Here is a 22044-nt window from a genome sequence, read left to right as displayed (position 1 = left end):
GCAGATGAAAACCCACCCATCCCCATAGCAGGAGTAAATAATAATGATGATTGAAAGAGCGATGTCCCGTACCTTGCGCCTGATGTTCGCCGGCGGCCTGGCCGTATCCATGCAAGCGCATGCCCAAGCGCAGGCCGACGGCGAACAAGCCGGCATCCAGCGCGTCGAAGTGACCGGTTCCAGCATCAAGCGCCTGGCATCGGAAACGGCGCTGCCGATCACCACCATCAAGGCCAGCGACTTCGTCAAGCAGGGCCTGACGACGGCGGCCGAAGTGCTCAACACCATTTCGATGAACCAGAGCTCCACCGGCAGCAGCCAGTCGGTCGGCTCCGGCACCGGCGGCGTCGCCAGCGCCGACCTGCGCGGCCTGGGCGCCAACAAAACGCTGGTGCTATTGAACGGGCGCCGCATCGCCAGCCATCCGTTCAACGGCTCCAGCGTCGACCTCAACATCATTCCGCTGTCGGCCCTCGAGCGCGTTGAAGTGCTGCGCGACGGCGCCTCCGCCATCTACGGCACCGACGCCATCGGCGGCGTGATCAACTTCATCACCAAGCGCGAAGTGCAAGGCCTGACCGTCAGCGTCGAGCGCTTCCAGCCGCAGGCCAGCGGCGCCGGCGGCGAATCGCGCCTGAACCTGTCGGGCGGCATCGGCGACCTGAACAAGGACGGCTACAACTTCTTCGGCGTGGTCGACCTGCACAAGCAGACCGCGCTGGCCGCCGCCGACCGCGACTTCGCCAGCACCAGCGTGCGTCCCGACCGGGGCGTCAACAACAGCAGTGGCACCTCGCAGCCGGGCAACTTCTTCTCCGACAACGGCATCACCGGCAATCCGTACTACGCCGGCGGCTGCGTCGGCAAGGGCTTAATTGCCACCCCCGTCGCCAACAGCGCCAACGGCACCTGCCGCACGGATACCACTCAGTACATCCAGGCGATTCCGAAGACGCAGCAGGAATCCTTCCTCGGCAAGGCGACCTTCAAACTGGGCGGCGACAACCTCGCCACGGTGGAATACCTGCACAGCCGCAGCACCAACACCAGCGCCATCGCACCGTCGCCGCTGACGGGGTTGACCTTGACCTCGGCCAGCCCCTACTACCCGGGCGGCAGCGCCGGCGTGCCGGCCGTCGCCGGCCTGACCGGCGAGGACCTCAGCGTCAACTGGCGCACCGTGGCGGCCGGCAACCGCATGGGCTACGACACCAGCATCTCCGACCGCCTCGTGCTCGGCTCGGAAGGCCTGGTGGCCGGCTGGGACTACAACGTCGGCCTGACCTGGGCCGTCAGCAAGGCCAGCAGCGCCTTCGTCGGCGGCTACACCAACGACTCGCTGATGCAGGCGGGTGTGCTCAACGGCACGCTCAATCCGTTCGGCGAGCAGTCGGCCGCAGGCCAGGCCTATATCGATGCGGCGCAACTTCGCGGCGAATACCTGTCGGCCAAGATGACCAGCGTCGGCGTCGACGCAAAGGTCAGCCGGGAAATCTACCGCCTGCCGGCGGGCGCGGTCGGCTTCGCCATCGGCACCGAGTTCCGTCACGATAAGGCCAGCTACGACGTCAACACCGAGCTGGCCTCGCAGGCATCGAGCTCGGGCTACGCCGATGCCCAGGACCAGGCCGGCCAGCGCAACATCGCCGCGCTGTACTCGGAGCTGAGCGTGCCGCTGGCCAAGGATGTGGAACTGTCGATGGCCGCGCGCTACGACCACTATAACGATGTCGGCGGAAGCTTCAATCCGAAGATCGGCCTGCGCTGGCAGCCTGTCAAGGAACTGATGCTGCGCACCTCGTACAATACCGGCTTCCGCGCGCCGACCTTGTACGACCTGCACGGGCCGGCGACGTCGACCTTCACCAGCAACTCGTATGACGATCCGGTACTGTGCCCCGGAGGCACGGCGGCTGCCGGCGCCAATCCTAACCTGGCGTGCAACCAGCAGCAGTACATCCGCAGCGGCGGCAACATCGGCCTGAAGCCGGAAAAGTCGAAGACCTTCAGCCTCGGCGCGGTGTTCGAGCCAACCAGCGCGGTCAGCATGTCGCTCGACTATTTCAACATCAGGATCAAGGACAAGATCGGCACGGTGTCGGAGACCACCATCTTCGACAACTACGACAAGTACGCCAGCTATTTCGTGTACTCGGCCGACGGCAAGACCTTGCAGTACGTGAACGCGGTGCTGGATAACCTGGGCGAAGTGCACACGTCGGGCATCGACGCCAGCCTGCGCTGGAAGCTGCCGCGCAGCGCGGCCGGCGATTTCAGTTTCGTGGTCGATGGCACCTGGGTGCACAGCTACGAATATCAGAACGAACCGGGCGGCGCCTATGTGGAAAACGTCGGCGTGTATGCGGAGAATTCACCGGTGTTCCGCTGGAAGCACAACGCGGCGATCAACTGGAAGAAAGGGTCGTGGAGCGCGAGTTTCGCCAACAAGTATATGAGCGGCTATGTCGATCAGAACGATGTGGCGGACGCTTATTATCACAAGGTGCGCGCCTATTCGACGTATTCGCTGTCGGCCAGTTATGCCGGCATCAGGAATACGGATTTGACGGTGGGGGTCAAGAATCTGTTCGATACCAATCCGCCTTATACCAATCAGGGGACGACGTTCCAGAGTGGTTACGATCCGCGTTATACGGACCCGCTGGGCCGGACGTTTTATGTGAAGGCGACCTATAAGTTTTAAAAGGTCGATTAAGACCTAGACCCGCACCCCGGATGCAGGGGTCGTACCCAACCGGGTACGACCCCATGTGGCCGCAGTGCGGGTTAGCGATTAAGCCGTGCCGCCTACTGTGACGCCATCGATGCGCAAGGTCGGCTGACCCACGCCGACCGGCACGCTCTGGCCTTCCTTGCCGCACACGCCGACGCCCGGATCCAGCCGCATGTCGTTGCCGATCATCGACACGCGGTTCAACACTTCCGGTCCGTTGCCGATCAAGGTCGCGCCCTTGACCGGATACGTGATCTTGCCGTTCTCCACCATATACGCCTCGCTGGCCGAGAACACGAACTTGCCGTTGGTGATGTCGACCTGGCCGCCGCCGAAATTGACCGCGTACAAACCGTTCTTGACCGACGCCAGGATTTCGCCGGGGTCTTTGTCGCCGCCGAGCATGTAGGTGTTGGTCATCCGCGGCATCGGCAGGTGCGCGAACGATTCGCGCCGCGCGTTGCCCGTCACCGGCATCTTCATCAGGCGCGCGTTCATCGTGTCCTGGATGTAGCCTTTCAAAATGCCGTCCTCGATCAGCGTGGTGCACTGCGTCGGATTGCCTTCGTCGTCGATGTTCAGCGAACCACGGCGATCGGCCAGCGTTCCATCGTCAACCACCGTCACGCCCTTGGCCGCGACGCGCTCGCCGATGCGACCGGAGAACGTCGACGAACCCTTGCGGTTGAAGTCGCCCTCAAGGCCGTGACCGATGGCCTCGTGCAGCAGGATGCCGGGCCAGCCCGGCCCCAGCACGACCGTCATCGGACCGGCCGGCGCCGGGCGCGCATCCAGGTTGACCACCGCCGACTTGACCGCCTCGGTGGCGTAGAAGTCCAGCAAGGTGTCGCTGAAGTAACCGTAATCGTAGCGGCCGCCGCCGCCGGACGAACCCATCTCGCGCCGGCCGTTCTGTTCGACGATAACCGTCAGCGAGACGCGCACCAGCGGCCGGATATCGGCCGCCAGCACGCCGTCGCTGCGCACCACCAGCACCACGTCGTATTCGCCGGCCAGGCCCGCCATCACCTGCACCACGCGCGGATCTTTCGCGCGCGCCATCTTCTCGATGCGCTCGAGCAGCTTGACCTTGGCGGTGGCGTCAAGCGAAGCGAGCGGGTCGTTCGGCATGTACAGCGAGCGGCCGCCGGTCGGCGTCATCGCGCCGGCCACCTTGATCTTGCCGGCGCCGGCGCGGGCGATGGTGCGGGTCGCGGTGGCCGCGTCCAGCAACGCCGCTTCGGAGATCTCGTCCGAATAGGCGAAGGCGGTCTTGTCGCCGGAAATGGCGCGCACGCCGACGCCCTGGTCGATCGAAAAACTACCGGTTTTGACGATGCCCTCTTCCAGGCTCCAGCCCTCGTTTTTGGTGAACTGGAAATACAGGTCGGCGTAGTCGACCTTGTGGGTGAACATCGCGCCCAGCGTCTTGAGCAGCTTGCCCTCGTCGAGTCCGAACGGCGTCAGCAAAATATCGCGCGCGACGGCCAGGGTGGACAGGTTCGGTTCAAAAGGCTTCATGGTGGTGCTCCGGTTCGGGATTGTTGTGCAACTGTCTTGGGTTCACATCGTGCGGTGCTTGAGCGCCGGCAGGCTCTGGCGCACGCCGTCGATGAACAGCGGATCGATGTCGCCCTTGACCACGCCCTCGCCCTCGGCCAACACGTCCTTGATCGCGCCCCACGGGTCGATCAGCATGCTGTGGCCCCAGGTGCGGCGGCCGTTCGGGTGGGTGCCGCCCTGCGCCGCCGCCAGCACGTAGCACTGGTTTTCGATGGCGCGCGCGCGCAACAGGATTTCCCAATGGGCCTGGCCGGTGGTGTAGGTGAACGCGGCCGGCACGACGATCAGCGACACCGGTCCCATCGCGCGGTACAGCTCGGGGAAGCGCAGGTCGTAGCAGACCGACATGCCGACCTTGCCGAACGGCGCCTCGACCACGCCGACGTGCTTGCCCGGCACGATGGTCTTCGATTCGTTGTACGACTCCGTGCCCTTGGTGAAGCCGAACAGGTGGATCTTGTCGTAGCGGCCGACGTGCTCGCCCTGGGCGTTGTAGACCAGGGTGGTGTTGACGACTTTTTCCGGATCGTCGGACGCCAGCGGCAAGGTGCCGCCGATCAGCCAGATCTCCAGCTCGCGCGCCAGCGAGGACATGAAGTCCTGGATCGGCCCCTCCCCCAGCGGCTCGGCCACGGCGACCTTGTCGCTGTCGCTCAGGCCCATGATGGCCCAGTACTCCGGCAGCAGCACCAGGGTGGCGCCACCGTCGGCGGCCTGTTTCACCAGCCGGCGCGCGGTGGCGATATTCTCCGTCACGGACGGCGAGGAAATCATTTGTACTGCGGCGACTTGAGTCATGGCGGTTCCAATCGTGGCTGAAGCGGAAGGTTAGTACAGATTAATGCGCGCCCTTGGCGGCCGGCGGCGGGTCCGCCCTGGCTCCGTCGAGCTTGGTGACCACGGGCGCCTTCCACGGCCCGGTGACCTGCATATGATAGGTCAGCGCCCGCATCACCGGCGCGCTGAGGAACAGCTGCGCCAGGAAACTGCCCAGGCCGATGACCGGGTTGACGGCCAGCGCGTAGACCAGCGGGGCCGTTCCCAAATTCACTTCCGGTATCACCACCACGTGCAGGTTGGCCGTTTCGTTGGCGATGTCGGCGGTGCCGTCCATCAACACGGTGGCGGCCACGCCGTGCATTTTCAGGTTGTCGGTCTTGGCGATGCCCTGGTGGATGCTGGCGTTGGCGGTGATGCCGTCGAACGCCAGGCCCTCGGAGAAGACGTCGTGGAAATCGAGCTTGAGCAGGCGCGGCAAGGCTTGCAGGCTGAGCACGCCCAGCAGCTTGGCCGCGCCCGGGTCCTGCTTGAGGAACTGGCCTTTTTCCACGTTCATCGTGATCTGGCCTTCCAGGCTCGGCAGGTCCAGCGAATACGGCAGGCCCTTCCAGGCGATGTCGCCGCCAAGCGAGCCCTTGCCGTTCTTGACCGTGCCGACGAAGCCGAACCGGTCCAGCAGCTTGCCGGCGTCGGCGATGTCCAGCTTGAAATTGAGGCTGGTGTTGTGCGCGCCCTCGCGCGTGACCCACTTGCCGGTGCCGGTCAGCTCGCCGTCGGCGTTGGTCAGCGACAGCTTGTTGATGCGCCATTCGCGCGCCTTCTCGCTCGGCAATTGCGCGTTGCTGGCCTGCAGCTCCAGCATTCCCAGCGGCTTGTTGAACAATTCGAGGCGTTCGACCACGACATCGAGCGCCGGAATCGACGCCGCCGCGCTCTTGCCGTCGGACAGCAGGTCCTGCACCTCCTTCGACGCCGACGCCGGGATCACCAGCGACGACAGGCGCGCCGTCACCTTGCCCAGGCCGTGGCCGGTGGATGGTTCGCTCCAGGTCAGATAGCCGTTGGCCTGGGTCGAATCGATGCTGGCCTGCCACACGGTCTTCTGGCGGCTGACGCCGACGACCACGTTCTCCAGCTTGCGGTCGCCGATGATCAGTTCGATGCTGCGGGCGGCGATGGTGTCCGGCACCACGTATTGGGCGAAGTCGGCGGCGTCGGCGGCCGGCGTGGCGGCGGCGTCGGTCGCGGTCGCAGGCTCGTTCTTGCCGGCCACGCTGCCGCCGAAGTCCAGCCAGGAATCGACGTTCAGCGCCGGCAGGCTGATGTTGACCGCCAGACCGCTGTCCGGTTCCGGCGCCGGCGTGTTGACGCCGATGCCGCCGCGCACCAGTTTCCATGGCGTCTTGCCGGTCTTCTGGCGCTGGTAGCGCGCCGCGATGCTGGAGCCCAGCGCGATGCGGATCTCGTCGTGCAGCGCGCTGTTGGCGTCCGGCGTCAAGGTGCTGGTCAGCAGGAAGCGCAGCGGCATCGCGTCCGCCGCCGCCTTGTTGACCGGCGCCGGCAAGTCCAGTCCCAGACCGGCCAGGTTCGAATCGACCGCCACCGTCAGCTGGTGGTCGCGCACCGTCACCGTGCCGTTGTAGCGCGTGGCGCCGGAGAAATGGCTGCCGAGGCGCTGCATCACCGGCATCGGGTACTGCTTGCGGAAACCGTCGGCCGTCAGCATGCCGCCCAGCTTGATGACAATGGCGTTGTCGCGCTGGCTGCCGCCGGTGATCGAAATCGGCCCGTCCAGGAATATGCCCGACAACTGGTTCAGGTTGACGCCGTGCTCGTTGAATTCAATCTTGCCCTGCGCCGCCTGCACCGGCGGCAAATCGTTCATCAAGGTGATGTCGTTGTTATTGAGCTGCAAGGCGCCCTGCACCTTGGCGTCGATCATGTGCGACAGCGGCAATTGCAGCTTGAGCGCCAGGGTGGCGTTGCCGCTGGCCTGGGTGTCCTCGGTAAAGTGCGAGATCCAGTTCAATACGGGGCTGTTGGCGACATACTTGAGGAATTCCTGCATAGGCGCGGCGGCGTTGCCGTCGATTTCCAGTATCGCATCGTGGATGGTCAGGTCGGGGATCACCGCCTTGACCCTGGTCAGCGCGGCGCCGCCGGTGGTGGCCGTATCGCCATGGATTTCCATGCGGGCGCGGTCGAACACGAAGCTGCCCTTGATGTGCTCGGCCTGCGGCCACAGCGGCAGCGGCTTGCCGTCCTTGCCCAGCACCTTGCCGTCTTGCAGATAGTGGTTCGGCGAATAATTGAGCTTGCCCTCGGTCAGCTTGCCGGCCACGCGGAACTCGCCGTGCGCGGCGTGCTCGCCGTGGAAGGGAAAATGCGCCAGGTCGCCGCGCAGGCGCACGCTGACGTCGCTGGCAACGCCGCCTTCGAGCGCGCCGGTCAGCCAGGCGCGCAGGTCGTGCGGGGTCTGCATCGGCAGGAAGCGGTCGATGCGGTTCAGCTCGAAGTTGTTCAAGGTGCCGGTCAGGTCGGCCTTGCCCACCCCCTTGCCGGCCAGCGGCATCGTGTGCGTGCCGCGCAGGGTGCCGCTCAGCCCCTGCTGCAGGAAGGCCATCTCGTCGATCTGCAACAGCAATTGATTGTCCGCTTCGAACGACCAGCGCGCCTTCAGGTTCAGGCTGTCGAACGGCATGGCCGCGTCGCTGAACTGGTCCGGCATCTGCAATACCAGATCCCGCGAATCCAGGCTGAAGCGGCCGCCCTTGTCGGTGGCGTCGATCGATCCGGTCAGGTTGTCAAACCCCGGAATGCCCGGCACGGCGGCGGTGGCCGGCGTCTTGCCCGTCTTCGGCTGCGCCGGACGCGGCGGCTGCGGCTGCAATCCCACGCCCACCAGGTCGCCCTTGATCCGGTACGACTGCACGGCCGGGAAGGCGCCGGTCCACTCGGCGGAGAAATCGCGCAACAGGCCGCGCGGGGCGGCGTCGGCCAGCAGCTTGCGCCGCCCGGCGCTCAGCGGCAAGCGTTCGGCCAGGCCGGCCACCGTGCGCAGGTCCAGCTGGGGCGCTCGCAGCTGGAATTTCTGCGGCTTCGATCCGGTGGCCGCGACATAGGTTTCCGAAAGCGAGGTCGGCGCCATCACCAGGCCGTCGCTGGTGGTCAGGGTCAGATTGGTCAGTTCGATGCTGTGGCCGCGCTCGCCGAATTTTTGCCCTGCCGCGCCCGTGGCGACCGGGGACGCCAACGGCGGGCTGTCTTCGCGGGCGGCGATGCGGCCGGTCAGTTCGCGCAGCTCGAGCTGCGGCAAATCCTTGCCCAGCACCGCCGAGAGGTCGCGCAAGCCGACGTCGGCGGTCACGGCGGTCAGGCGCGACTGGTCGAAACCGAGCCAGGTGCGCAGCGAGCCGCCGCCGCTGTTGAGCACGAAGGGGAAATCGATCCAGGCTTTCCAGGCAGCGACGTCGGTGTCGCGGATGTCGGCGTACAGCTCGCCCTTCCACATCGACACATTGGACACGCGGCTGGCGAAGGCGGGATGGGTGAAGTCGGCGCGCACGTCGAGCGGCGCGGCCAGCGCGCTCGGCGGCGTGGCCTTGAGCGCGAGCTGGTGGCGCAGCCACTTGTTGCGCAGCACTAGGGTGACGCCTTCCAGCGCCAGCGGCGCCGGCTGACTTGCGCGCTGCCGGTCGGTCCAGCGCACGCGGCCGTCGCGGATAACGATCTCGCGCTGCGACAGCAGCCAGTCGGCGGCCTTGCCGTCGCTCGGTTTGTTGGGGTCGAGATACATGCCGGCCGCATACAGGCGGCCGTCGGCTTCGCGGCGCAGGTCGAGGTCGGGACGGGTCAGCACCAGCGAGTCGAAACGCGGTCCGCCGGCCAGCACGCTCCACCACGACAGGGTGGCCGAGACGCCGGGCAGCGTCAGCGCCTGCCGGCCCTGGCTGTCGTGCAGCACGACATCGCCCAGGTACAGGCTGGGACGCAAGCCGTTCCAGGAAGCGTAAATGCGGGAAATGGTGACCTGGTTGCCGGCCGCGCGGCTCGCGGCGCGTTCGATATCGCCCTTGTAGTGGTCGATATTCGGCAGCACGGCGTAGCGCAGCACCAGGAACAGGATGGTGAAGGCGAAATACAGCAGCAACAGAAGCTTGACCGAAAATCCCAGCACATGGTGGGTGGCCAGATTACAGAAGCGGTAGGCCGCACGAAGCCGATGCCAGCGGGCAGCCAATGGCCCCTCGTCTGTCACGGTCTCCTCTTCTTGTTTTTGCATCAATAAGCTAATAAATCAGGCCATGCGTCAAATAAAATCGCTACACTCGGTTTTTTCAAGCTTCCCAGTCTGCGCATTCTACCGCATCGCACCGCTAACACAGCGCCTGTTAGCCCTTGTTGCGCCGGTTTTACGCGTCCGGCGGGGGCCAACTTATTCGTATCGGGAAAATAGCAGCCAATGAACGCCTCCGCCGTTAAATCTTCTGTCCCCCCATCCGCGTCGCGCTTCTATCAACGCTGGCTGGCCGCCGCGCCCGACCGCGCCGCCAAAGCCGATGAAATTGCGCAAATCCCGCTGGCCCAGATCGACCTCGACGCCTATCTGGCCCGGGAAGCGGCGGCCGTGCCGGCGGTCGCCCCGCCGCTGCCGTTGCAGCGCGCGATGCGCCGGTTGCGCAATCTGCTGGTGTGCGGACTGATACGGCGCGACCTGGAAGGCCAGGCCAATCTGGCCGAAGTGGTGGAAACCATGACCCGCTTCGCCGATTTCGCCATCCAGCGCCATCTGCATGAACTGAGCGTCGAGATGAGCGCCGCCCACGGCATCCCGACCGGGCGCGAATCGGGCCTGCCGCAGGAATTGATTGTGCTGGCGATGGGCAAACAGGGCGGCCGCGAGCTTAACGTCTCGTCAGACATCGACCTGATCTTCGTCTATCCCGAGGACGGCGACACGGCGGTCGTCGCGCCGGGCCAGCGCAGCCTGTCCAACCATGAGTATTTCATCCGGCTCGGCAAGAAGCTGATCGCCGCCATCGCGGAGATCACGGAAGATGGCTACACGTTCCGCGTCGATATGGCCTTGCGGCCCAACGGCGGCTCCGGCCCGCTGGCGGCCAGCTTCAACATGGTGGAGCAATATCTGATCGTCCAGGGCCGTGAATGGGAGCGTTACGCCTGGGTCAAGGCGCGCGCCGTCACCGGCCAGGCCGAGGAAATCACCGCGCTCGACGCCATCGTGCGGCCGTTCGTGTTCCGCCGCTACCTGGACTTCGGCGTCATCGACGCCATCCGCAACATGCACGCGCAAATTCGCGCCGAGGTCAACCGCCAGGAGCGGCTGCATCCGGACCGCAGCAACAACGTCAAGCTGGGCCGGGGCGGCATCCGCGAAATCGAGTTCCTGGCGCAAGTGTTCCAGTTGATACGGGGCGGGCGCGATGCCGCGCTGCGCGACCGCTCGACCCGCACCACCCTGCGTACCATCGCCGAAAAAGGTTTGCTAAGCCACGCCATCGTCTACCAACTGCTGGCTTCCTACACCTTCCTGCGCAATCTTGAACACCGTCTGCAATACCTCGACGACGCCCAAACGCACACCCTGCCGGCCAACGAGGCCGACCGGCTGCTGGTGGCCCAGATGATGGGACTGCCCGACGCGGCCACCCTGCTGGCCCAGCTGGAGGCGCATCGCCAGTTCGTCGCCGGGCAGTTCGACGAAATGTTCTCCGACAAGACCAGCGGCAGCGAGAACGACATCAATCCGCAGTCGAGCAACGAATGCGCCGATCCCGACAATCGCGACGCCATGATCGCCCGCTTCGCCGAACTCGGCTTCGACGCCCCCGAGGTCGCCACCAAGCGCCTGATCGCGACCTGGCAGGCGCCGCGCCTGCAATCGCTGCCGGAAGCAAGCCGCAACCGGCTGCTGGCCCTGGTCAACGCGGCGCTGCCGCTGATTATCGAGTGCTCGGCCGAATCGAGCGGCGGCAACCAGCAGGCCACGCTGGGCCGCCTGCTCGACTTTCTTGAAGCGGTGGCGCGCCGCTCGGCCTATTTGTCGCTGCTGACCGAATATCCGCACACCCTGGCGCGCGTGATCCGCATGGTGCACGCCAGCGGCTGGGCCGCGCAATTTCTCAGCCTGCACCCCATCCTGCTCGACGAGCTGCTCGACGACCGCGTGCGCAACGCCGTGTTCGACCCGGCCTCGCTGGCGCAGGATCTTGAGCTGCAGCTGGCCGCCGCGCCCGGCGACACCGAGCGCCAGATGGACATCCTGCGCGAAATCCACCATGCCCAGCTGTTCCACCTGCTGGCGCAGGACCTGGCCGGCGACCTGACGGTGGAAAGGCTGGCCGACCACCTGTCGGCGCTGGCCGACAAGATTGTCGATGCCGCCATCAAGGCGATCTGGCAGACCATCGCCACCCGCCACCGTGAGGTGCCGCAATTCGCCGTCATCGCCTATGGCAAGCTGGGCGGCAAGGAGCTGGGCTACGTGTCCGATCTGGACGTGATCTTCCTGTATGACGACACCGACCAGGACGCCCCGGCCCAGTACGCCAAGCTGGCGCAGCGTTTTATTACCTGGATGACATCACAAACCCCGGCCGGCACGCTGTTCGACATCGACACCGCGCTGCGCCCGGACGGCGCCAGCGGCATGATGGTGTCGAGCGTGGCCTCGTTCGAAAAGTACCAGAACACCTCGGCGTGGGTATGGGAGCACCAGGCGCTGACGCGCGCGCGCTTTTGCGCTGGCGACGCCGCCATCGGCGAGCGCTTCGAGCAGATCCGCGAGTCGGTGCTGCGCAAGGAACGTCCTGTCGACGGCCCGCTGAAGCGCGAAGTGGTTGCCATGCGCAAGCGGATGGTGGACGCCAAGCCTAACCACACCCAGATGTTCGACCTGAAAAACGACGCGGGCGGCATGATCGATATCGAATTCATGGTCCAATACCTGGTGCTGCGGCACGCCTCGACCTATCCGCAACTGACGATCAATATCGGCAATATCACCTTGCTGAAGATGTTCGGCGAGCTCGGTTTGATTCCGGCCGATCTGGCCGCCAAGGTCGGCGACGCCTACCGGCAGTTACGCAAGCTGCAGCACCAGTTGCGTTTGCAGGGCCAGGATATGGCCCGGGTCGACCCGGGATCGATGGCCGCCCACGTGCCCAACGTATTAGCTCTCTGGCAACTCATCTTTGGACAAAATGTTGCCGACTAACAACGGGATACCCGATTAAGTGCAGTACTATGGAGAGTCGGAAAATGAGAGCGCGATATAGAACACCGCGCCCCGCTGCCGCCTCACTTAACCTGGATAACCTGGAGAATTGACATGAAAACATTAATGGGTGCCGTGGCATTCAGCCTGCTGGCGATGTCCACGACCGTTTATGCCGCCGACAAAGGCAGCAAGGAAGAAGCCGTCGCCATGGTCAAGCGGGCGGTCGCGCTGATTAAATCGGACGGCAAGGAAAAAGCCTTTGCCGCCATTTCCGATCCGGCCAACGCGACGTTTCACGACCGCGATTTATATGTTTACGTTTATGATCTGAATGGCGTCGCTTTAGCCCACGGGAATAATCCTAAAATGGTCGGCAAGCCTTTAATCGGCCTGAAAGATAACGAGGGAAAACCGATGATCAAGGAAATGGTGGAACTCGCCAAGACCAAAGGCAGCGGCTGGGTTGATTTCAAATGGCCCAATCCGGTGACAAAGGCGGTCGAATCCAAGGCGGGGTATGTGGAAAAGGTCGACGATATGTTTGTGGGGTCCGGGATTTATAAATGAGCTTATAACTCATTCGTCTTCAAATGGCTGCCGCCGGGATGCTTCCCGGCTTTTTTTCGCCCGTTTTTTTGTTCCAGAGGTCGTTTCGGCCGGGCATCATGCTTGAAATTGGCACGTAAAAGCCAAAAACGAGCTTGGCTTGCAGGGGAACTCCTCGACCGCCACTCCTGTCTATTCAACGGTGACATCACGTTGATAATCAAAAAGGAGTCGGATAATGACAACAGAAAGATCGCTCGCCCGCTCGGTCCGCATGATCTGCGCCAGCGGTGTGATATTCGGCACGACCATCGCCGATGCCCAGGAATCTGCTGAATCTATGCAGAAAGTTCTGATTACCGGCTCACGCATCGCCTCCCCCGCCGCCGAATCGCCGTCGCCATTGCAGATATTAAGCTCAGCCGATATAGCGGCATCCGGCGCAACAAATCTGCAAGAATTACTTCAAAAAAATCCGACCATGGGAACGCCCAGCGTCAGCAGAACCAATTCCAATTTCCTGACATCGAGCGCGGGTGTGACCACGGTCAATCTGCGCAATCTCGGCGATTCCCGTACCTTGGTCCTGGTGAATGGGCGGCGTTTTGTTTCCGGCGTACCCGGCGATACCGCTGTCGATCTCAATACTATTCCCACCGACTTTATCGAGCGGGTCGAGTTATTGACCGGCGGCGCCTCCGCCACCTACGGATCGGATGCGGTCGCCGGGGTGGTAAATATTATCTTGAAGAAAAACTTCAACGGCGTGCTGCTCGATTCGCTGGTGGGGCAAAGCGAGGAAGGCGACGACTACAGAAAGAAACTGGGATTGACTTTCGGTATCACCAGCGCCGACGGCGCAAGCAACCTGATGGGCCATTTCGGCTACTCCAAACAGGGCGAGGTATTTTCGCGCGACCGCGAGCGTTCGGCCGTGGACCAATTCTCGTCGATCACCCAGGGACGCCCCGACCTGGCGTTCGTGCCGCGCCGGCCGAACTTTTCCGGCTATGCCCCCCAGGGCCACTTCTTCGGCGACGCTGAAGATTTCACGTATGACGCAAACAACAACATTATTCCCTGGAATCAAAATGGCGCGCCGGGCACAGGGGTCGGCGCGACAGGCTACAACCGTTCCGAATACCGCCTGATCGCCGTGCCCATCGAGCGCTATCTGTTCGCCGCCAACGGCACCTGGGCCTTCAACCCCGACCATAGCGCGTTTTTCGAAGGCACCTATGCCTCCACCAGCGTTAATAGCAACATCGAACCGTTCGCGCTGGGATCGGACAATGTTTACAAGCCCGGCGGCCAGGTGCCCGCCGCCTCGCTGGTCAACGGCGCGCTGGTGCGCAATCCGCTGGTGCCGCAGTATTTGTACGACCGCATCAGTGACACCGATGGCGACGGCGTGCCCGACTACTTCTTCACCCGCCGCCTGTCGGAATTCGGCCCGCGCCGGTCCAACGTCGAGCGCGACACCTTTCGCCTGTCCACCGGACTCAAGGGTACGGTGCGCGACTGGAACTACGAGGCCTATCTGACCTACGGCAAGACCAAGGAAGCGCAAAGCTCCACCGGGCAGGTCAACGTCATGAGCCTGCGCAACGCGCTGGAGGCGGTCCCCGACGTCGACGGCACGCCGGTCTGCCGCGACGTCAACGCCCGCCAGGAGGGTTGCGTGCCGATCAACCTGTTCGGCTACAACAGCATCAGCCCCGACGCGCTGCGCTATGTGACCGCGCCGGGCTCGCTGCTGACCACCATCACGCAGCGGCTGGTCGGCGCCTCCGCCACCGGCGAGGTGCCGGGCCTGCCGGCCGGCCGCATCGGCATCGCCGCCGGCTTCGAATGGCGCTCGGAGGAATCGAGCGCCATTCCCGATCCGCTGACCCAGTCCGGCCTGAACGCCGGCAACGCCACGCCGCCCACCTTCGGCCAGTTCACCGTGCGCGAGGTGTTCGTCGAAACCCGCGTGCCCTTGCTGAAGGAGCGCCCCTGGGTGCGCGAGCTCAGCGCGCTGGCGACCTTCCGCCACGGCGACTATTCGACCGTCGGCGCCACCAACAGCTGGAACGCCGGCCTTGAATGGACCGTCACGCCGGACATCAAGCTGCGGGCGACGCGCGCGCAATCGACCCGGGCGCCCAACATCAACGAGCTGTACCAGGCGCCCAGCCAGGACTTCCCCACCGGACTGGTCGATCCGTGCCAGGGCGTATCGGTCGGCGACGCCAGTCCGCTGGCGGTCAATTGCCGCAACGCGCCCGGAGTTACCGCCAACATGGCGGCAAACGGCGGCATCTTCACGTTAAATCAAGCCGACCAGCAAGGCATCAGCGGCTATAACCGGGGCAACCCCAACCTCGAGGCCGAGACCGGCCGTTCGACCACGGTCGGCCTGGTCGTCACGCCGCGTGCAATTCCGCTGCTGAGGCGCGCGGTGTTCACGCTTGATTACTTCAAGATCAAGATCGCCGACGCCATCGTCTTCACCGACCGCCAGTACGCGCTCGACCAGTGCTACAACCAGAACAACCTGGACTTTTGCTCCTTCATCACGCGCCGCCCCGCCGCCGTGGGCAACCTCAGCGCCGGTTCGATCCGCTATAGCGACATCGCCTCCACCAACAGCGGCGGCTACGGCACCGAGGGCATCGACCTGACCGCCTCCTGGGCCGGGCGCGTCGGGCCGGGCAACCTGAGCGCCCGGCTGGCCCATACCTGGCTGCGCAAGCTGTGGCAACAGGCCACGCCGGACGCCGAGAAAAACCACGACGTCGCCGAGGTCACGGCCAACAATGTCAACGCGCCGCGCAACCGCGCGACCCTGAACCTGGCCTACAAATGGGGACCGTACGGCGCCAACTGGACCACCACCTACACCGGACCGGTGTCGCTGGACGATCAGTTCCTCAAAAGCCTGAGCATCGCGCCCGGCACAGTGGGCGTCGGCTCACGCACCTACAACGATGTCCAGCTCACTTATGACGTGCGCAAATCGGTGCAGCTCTACCTCGGCATCGACAACCTGTTCAACGCCAACCCGCCGCCGATCATCAGCGGCCTGCCCGGCAACCAGACCGGCACCGAAACCGATGCCTCGACCTACGACCCCATCGGCCGCCGTTTCTATGTCGGGCTGCGCGTCCAGCTGTAATATCGTTGCCAAAGTCAACTGTGTTGACGTGTTTGTGGCTGCACCACAACGGTGCAGCGCAACTATCATTTTGCTATTGTTGGTTTTTTGATTTTCTAGAGTGTTCGTATTTACAGTGCCAATAACGACTGAGTACAGTGGCTGGTCGAAAAAATAATGTTTCGACAATCAGACCACCAATCATAATACTCAGGGAGTTGCAAATGATGAAAGAGACCACACTATCCCGGTCCGTGCGCATGATCTGCGTCACCGGTCTGGCGTTAGGGATGCAAGCGGCCCATGCGCAGGAAGCCGCATCCGAGCCGATCCAGAAAGTGCAAATCACCGGTTCGCGCATCTCGTCGCCGAACGCCGATTCGCCGTCGCCGCTGCAAATCCTCAGCTCGGCCGACATCGCCGCCTCCGGCGCCGTCAACCTGCAGGAACTGATGCAGAAGAACCCGACCATGGGCACCCCGACCTTGAGCCGCACCAACTCCAACTTCCTGACTTCAGGCGGCGGCGTCTCCACCGTCAACTTGCGCAACCTGGGCGACTCGCGCACGCTGGTGCTGGTCAACGGCCGCCGCTTCGTCTCCGGCGTGCCGGGCGACACCGCCGTCGACCTGAACACCATTCCGATCGACTTCATCGAACGCGTCGAACTGCTGACCGGCGGCGCCTCGGCGACCTACGGTTCGGACGCGGTCGCCGGTGTGGTCAACATCATCCTCAAGCGCAACTTCAACGGCATCCTGATCGACGGCTCGGCCGGCCGCGCCTGGGAGAAGAACGACGACCAGAAGCGCAAACTGGGGCTGACCTTCGGCACCAGCAGCGCCGACGGCGCCAGCAACATCATGGGCCACTTCGGCTACTCCAAGCAGGGCGCCGTGATGTCCAAGGACCGTGCCCGCCTGGGCGCGGCCATCGACCAGACCTCGCTGGGTGCGAGCGATACCGGCGACGCCAGGGATTTGTTCACGCCACTGGCGCCGTTCTATTCCAGCATCCCGCCGCAGGGCCGCTTTTTCCGCGGCGACGGCACCAGCTTCACCTACGACCGCAACGGCAACGTGATCCCGTGGTCGACCAACGGCAGCGCAACCCTGGCCGCCACCGGTTTCAACCGCTCGGAATACCGCACCATCGCCGTGCCGACCGAGCGCTTCCTGTTCGCCACCAATGGCAACCTGAAGATCAACGACAACAACAACGCGTTCTTCGAAGGTACCTACGCCCAGACCAAGGTCGACACCAACATTGAGCCGTACCCGATGACGTCGGGCGACATCTACAAGAACAACGGCGGCCAGGTGCCGGCCGAATCGCTGATCAACGGCATCAAGGTGCGTAATCCGCTGGTGCCGCAATACCTGTTCGACAACAGCATCGACAACAACGACGACGGCCTGCGCGACTACAACTTCAGCCGCCGGCTGGCCGAATTCGGCCCGCGCCACAGCACCGTCGACCGCAGCACCCTGCGCCTGGCGACCGGCCTGAAAGGCAGCTTCCTGCCGGGCTTGCTCACCGACTGGAACTACGACGCCTTCGTCAGCTACGGCCGCACCACCGAATCGCAGAATTCCACCGGCCAGATCAACACGCTGACGGCCCGCTCGGCGCTTGAAGCCATTCCGAATCCGGATGGCGGCGTCATGTGCGCCGACCCGGTCGCGCGCGCCCAGGGCTGCGTGCCGCTCAATGTGTTCGGCTACAACACCATCACCCAGGAGGCGCTCAAGTATGTGACCGCGCCGGGCTCGCTGGCCACCAGCATCACCCAGAAGATCGCCGGCGGCACCATCAGCGGCGAGCTGTTCGAACTGCCGGCCGGTAAAATCGGCTTGGCGGCGGGCTATGAATGGCGCAGCGAGGAATCGAGCAGCGTGGCCGATCCGCTGACCCAGGCCGGCCTGAACGCCGGCAACGCGACGCCGCCCACCTACGGCAAGTTCAACGTGCGCGAGGTATTTGCCGAAACGCGCGTGCCGCTGCTCAAGGACAAGCCGTTCGTCCAGGCACTGGACTTCCGCGGCTCGTTCCGCCACGGCGACTATTCCACCGTCGGCAGCACCAACAGCTGGAACGCGGGTTTCGAATGGACGCCGGTGTCGGACGTCAAATTCCGCGGCACGCGCGCGGTCTCGACCCGCGCGCCCAACATCAACGAGCTGTACCAGGCGCCCAGCCAGGATTTCCCGAGCGGTCTGGTCGATCCTTGCATCGGCGTCACCGCCACCAGCAGCGACCCTACCAGCGTGGCCTGCCGCGCGGCGCCCGGTGTGAACGCCAACATCGCCGCCAACGGTGGCGTGTTCACCCAGTCGCAATCGGACCAGCAGGGTATTAGCGGCTACAACCGCGGCAATCCCCAACTGGCCGCCGAGAAGGGCCGTTCGAGCACGATCGGCGTGGTCGTCACGCCGCGGTCGATTCCGGTATTGAGCAAGTTCACCTTCACGGCCGACTACTTCAAGATCAATATCTCGGACGCCATCGTCAGCACGCCGCGCCAGTATTCGCTGCAGCAGTGCTACGGCGGCAATGCCAACTATTGCAGCTTCATCACGCGCCGTCCCGTGTCGGAAGGCTCGTACAGCGCCGGCTCGATCAAGTACAGCGATACGGCGGTGTCGAACAGTGGCGGCAAGGGCACCGAGGGCATCGACTTGACCGCCTCGTGGGCGGACCGTGTCGGCCCGGGCCGTCTCGCGGTGCAAACCTCCTACACCTACCTGAAAACTTTGTGGGACGTCCCGCTGCAAGGCGAAGAGAGGGACGAGTCGGCTGGCGAACTGGAGTCGCCACGCAACAAGGCCGTGCTGGGCCTGGCGTACAAGTGGGGACCGGTTGGCATCAGCACCACCACCACCTACACCGGCCGCTCCAAGCTGGACGACCAGTTCCTGAACACCTTCGAGAATGGCAACGAAGCGCCGAAGATCGGTTCCTACACCACCACCGACTTCCAGGTAACGTATGACGTCAAGAAAGCCTTCCAGGTCTACTTCGGCATGGACAACGCGTTCGACCGCAAGCCGGCGCGCATCATCAGCGGCCTGCCGGGCAACACCACCGGCACGGAAACCGACGCCTCGGTCTACGATCCGATCGGCCGCCGCTACTACCTGGGCCTGCGCGTGACGTTGTAAGGCGCCGTCGCAGCCTCCGACAAAAGCCTTCCCGGTTCGCGCCGGGAAGGCTTTTTTACTGCTGGCGGCTAGAACGCGTAACGCGCGTTGACATAGGCATAGCGGCCCACGACGTCGTTCAATCCCTGGACGAAGGTGTCGTTGTAGACGCTGTTCGAATACACCATCGCCTTGTCGAACACGTTGTTGACGCCGACGTTCACGCTCAGCGTCTTGCTGGCCTTGAGCGAGTAGTTCAGGTCCCACACCGTGTACGACGGAATGCGCGCGTTAGTGACCGCCGCGTCCTGGGTATAGGTCGGATCGGTGATGTTCAACGTGCCGGCGGCGGTGCGCGCCGTCAGACCGACCTCGTGTGCGCCGAACTCATACGCGGTCAGGAACGAGTTGTTCCAGCGCGGATGGTAGGTGCCGCCCAGCCGGCTTTGCGTCGCCTCGCCGGGGGCGATGCTCTGGTCGTATTTGAAGGTATGGTTGTTGACCTCGTGGAAGTGCAGCGCGCCGTAGCCGCCCAGCGACAGGTCATACTTCACGTCCAGGTCGGCGCCGGCGATCTTGGTCTTGCCGAGATTGCTGAACGGCGTCGTGATGCTCTTGATGCGGCCTTTGTTCAGCCCGGGATGGGCGGCCTCCAGCGCCGGATTGCGCGGGTCGCGGCCGATCAGCGCGGCGTAACCGGGAATGCTGTCCTCGTGGTCGACGATGTACTGCGGGTCCAGCGCCTGGATCGTGTCGCGCTGGTCGATGCCGTACCAGTCGAGCGACATCGACAGGTTTTTCACCGGCTGCAAAACAATCCCGAGCGAATAGTTGTTGGCCTTTTCCGCCTTCAAATCGGGATTGCCCTGCAGGTAGATTTTCGGGCTGTAGGAACACTGCGCGCCGACGTAGCCCAGCGGCCCGCAACGGGCGTAGTCCGCCACGGTATTATAGGCGGTGGTGGTCGAACCGATCTCCGGCAAGGTCGGCGCCTTGAACGAGGTGGTGGCCGAACCGCGCAGCAGCACCGCGTCCGTCGGCCGCCAGGCCAGCGCCACCTTCGGATTCCAGCTGGTGCCGAAATCATTGTAACGGTCGCCCCGCAGCGCCAACTGGGCATCGAGCTTGGACAGCACCGGCACGGCCAGCTCGCCGTACACCGAATAGACGCTGCGCGAGGCCTTGCTGCTCGTGGCGCCGTAATCGACCACATTGCCCAGCAAGGTCTGCGGATCGGCGACATCGTCGATCGATTCATGGCTGGCCTGCGCGCCCCAGGCGAAGCCGACCGGACGCCCCTGCAGCGAGAACAACTCGGCCTTGCTCATTTTCCATTCGGCCATTTCCAGCTTGGAGGTGGCGCTATGGTGCATGTTGTAGAGCATCGGCGAGACCACGCTCATCGGATTGGCCGGATTGAATGGATCGTAGCCGCCGCTGCCCATGATGCCATCGTTGAGCAGCCGGGTCGACGCGTCCAGCAACACGGTGTTGGTGGTGTCGTCGTCGAGCTTGCTACGGTTCAGATTGACGGCGAATTCGCTGTCCCAGCCCTGCAAGGTGCCGCGCCAGCCGCCCACCACGCGCGCGGTGTCGTTCTTGATGGTCTCGATTTTATGGCCGGCTTCGGTGATCGCGTGAAATACCTGCAAGCGGTCGCCGGGCGTGAAACCGTAGGTGGTATCGGTGGGGCCCGGCAGCGCCAGCACGCCCGGATTGGTGGTGCCGTCGGTCGGCACCAGCTGCGCGCTGCTAAAGCCTGGATAACCTTGCTCATAGGTCGACTTGTTATGGTTAAAACCGAGCTCGGCGAACAGCTCGTCGCCACCGCCCAGTCGCTTGGTGACGATGGTCGACACCCCGACCCGCTCGATGCGCGGCGTCAGCTGGCCGCGCGGCGTGGTGAAGCAAACCTGGTCCAGCGTACCGGCGGCGATCCCCACCGTGCCCCTGCAACCTGGAATGACATAACCCGGCTCGCCGTTGTCGTAGTCGCGCACATACCCCTGGAACTGGCTCGTCGTGTGTTTATCGGTGCCACCGAAGCGGGTGTAGTCGGGATTGGCCAACGCCGAATGTTTGTCGTCGTAGAGCGAATTGCGCTTGAGCGCGTCGACGGTCATCAGGACGTTGTAGCCGTCCTGGTCGAGGTCGCCCCAGCCCTTGGTCAGGCTGGCGTTGAAGGTCGAGCCGTCGCCCTTGACGTTGGCGCCGAGGTTGCCGCTCACCTCCATGCCCTGGTAGTTGCTGCGGGTCTTGAAGTTGATCACCCCGGCCACCGCGTCCGAGCCGTAGATGGCCGAGGCGCCGTCGCGCAGGATCTCGACGCTCTCGAGCGCCGCCAGCGGGATATTGTTCAGATCGACGAAACTGTTCTCGGCACCGTTGGCGAAGCCATAGTTGGCCAGGCGCCGGCCGTTGAGAAGAATTAACGTGTACTTCGCGTCCAGCCCGCGCAAGGCCACCGAGCTGGCGCCGCCGGCAAACGAGTTGTAGCTGTTGCCATCGAGCGCGACACCCACCGACGGCAGCTTGCTCAGCATTTCAACCACGGTGCTGGCGCCGCTTTTCTGGATATCCTCGCGGGTGATGATTTCCACCGGGGTCGCGCCCTCGCCGGCGATGCGAGCGATGTTGGAACCGGTGATGATGACCTTCGGCGGCTCGGCGGCGGCGCCCGCCACGGCGGTCTGCGCGTGGGCGGTCGACAACAGCACCGTAACGCCGGCCAGCGCCCCCAGTGCCAGGCGGACGGACAAAACTCCCTGCTTTTCTTTTAAGCTCATTCAATAACTCCCGATGATTGGCGACAGTCGCGGTTCGACTGCATGACGAACGCCGGCCAGCTTGTCGCGGGCCGACGGTTCAGTCTCGCATGAGCGCGTTTCATGGGTGAAGGGTG

10 protein-coding genes are annotated in these 22044 nt (G+C 64.0%); 5 read left to right on the top strand and 5 right to left on the bottom strand.

The genetic code is table 11. From position 1 onward, the window contains the following. Positions 1-43 precede the first annotated feature (43 nt). Positions 44-2704 (top strand): TonB-dependent receptor, encoded by a 2661-nt coding sequence (locus tag AC0IYS_RS07380; RefSeq protein WP_471704562.1) that lies wholly within the window; start codon positions 44-46, stop codon positions 2702-2704. A 90-nt stretch (positions 2705-2794) separates the two neighbouring features. Here AC0IYS_RS07380 and tldD read toward each other — a convergent pair whose 3' ends face one another. Genes tldD through AC0IYS_RS07365 form a run of 3 tightly spaced genes read right to left on the bottom strand, consistent with a single transcriptional unit; the run spans position 2795 to position 9359 of the window. Next, positions 2795-4255: a metalloprotease TldD gene (tldD, locus tag AC0IYS_RS07375; protein ID WP_471704561.1), complete on the bottom strand. Its 1461-nt coding sequence runs from the start codon at positions 4253-4255 to the stop codon at positions 2795-2797. A 42-nt stretch (positions 4256-4297) separates the two neighbouring features. Then, the gene (locus AC0IYS_RS07370) at positions 4298-5095 is read right to left on the bottom strand and encodes a carbon-nitrogen hydrolase family protein (RefSeq protein ID WP_471704560.1); all 798 of its coding nucleotides are present in this window, start codon (positions 5093-5095) and stop codon (positions 4298-4300) included. Positions 5096-5135: 40 nt separating this feature from the next. Further along, entirely contained in the window at positions 5136-9359 is a 4224-nt protein-coding gene (locus AC0IYS_RS07365) for a YhdP family protein (protein WP_471704559.1), read from the bottom strand. A gap of 180 nt (positions 9360-9539) precedes the next feature. Between AC0IYS_RS07365 and glnE the strand changes: the two genes are divergently transcribed. After that, the gene (gene glnE / locus AC0IYS_RS07360) at positions 9540-12314 is read left to right on the top strand and encodes a bifunctional [glutamate--ammonia ligase]-adenylyl-L-tyrosine phosphorylase/[glutamate--ammonia-ligase] adenylyltransferase (RefSeq protein ID WP_471704558.1); all 2775 of its coding nucleotides are present in this window, start codon (positions 9540-9542) and stop codon (positions 12312-12314) included. A 114-nt stretch (positions 12315-12428) separates the two neighbouring features. Further along, positions 12429-12884 (top strand): cache domain-containing protein, encoded by a 456-nt coding sequence (locus AC0IYS_RS07355; protein WP_471704557.1) that lies wholly within the window; start codon positions 12429-12431, stop codon positions 12882-12884. Positions 12885-13055: 171 nt separating this feature from the next. Here the strand turns inward: AC0IYS_RS07355 and AC0IYS_RS07350 are convergent, their stop codons facing one another. Next, positions 13056-13235 carry a hypothetical protein gene (locus AC0IYS_RS07350; RefSeq protein WP_471708963.1) on the bottom strand — a complete coding sequence of 60 codons (180 nt, stop codon included), beginning with the start codon at positions 13233-13235 and terminating at the stop codon, positions 13056-13058. Between AC0IYS_RS07350 and AC0IYS_RS07345 the strand changes: the two genes are divergently transcribed. Then, the gene (locus tag AC0IYS_RS07345) at positions 13204-16023 is read left to right on the top strand and encodes a TonB-dependent receptor domain-containing protein (protein ID WP_471708813.1); all 2820 of its coding nucleotides are present in this window, start codon (positions 13204-13206) and stop codon (positions 16021-16023) included. The genes AC0IYS_RS07350 and AC0IYS_RS07345 overlap by 32 nt on opposite strands. Positions 16024-16226: 203 nt before the next feature. Then, complete coding sequence (locus tag AC0IYS_RS07340; RefSeq protein WP_471704556.1) at positions 16227-19163, top strand: TonB-dependent receptor domain-containing protein; 2937 nt, start codon at positions 16227-16229, stop codon at positions 19161-19163. 68 nt (positions 19164-19231) lie between these two features. Here the strand turns inward: AC0IYS_RS07340 and AC0IYS_RS07335 are convergent, their stop codons facing one another. After that, on the bottom strand, positions 19232-21928 hold the full coding sequence (locus tag AC0IYS_RS07335; protein WP_471704555.1) for a TonB-dependent receptor: 2697 nt from the start codon (positions 21926-21928) through the stop codon (positions 19232-19234). Positions 21929-22044: the final 116 nt, after the last annotated feature.

It is taken from the genome of Duganella sp. AC237 (genome assembly GCF_979254035.1).
Note: the sequence above shows the minus strand (reverse complement) of the source record. Positions and strands in the feature narration are given on the sequence as shown.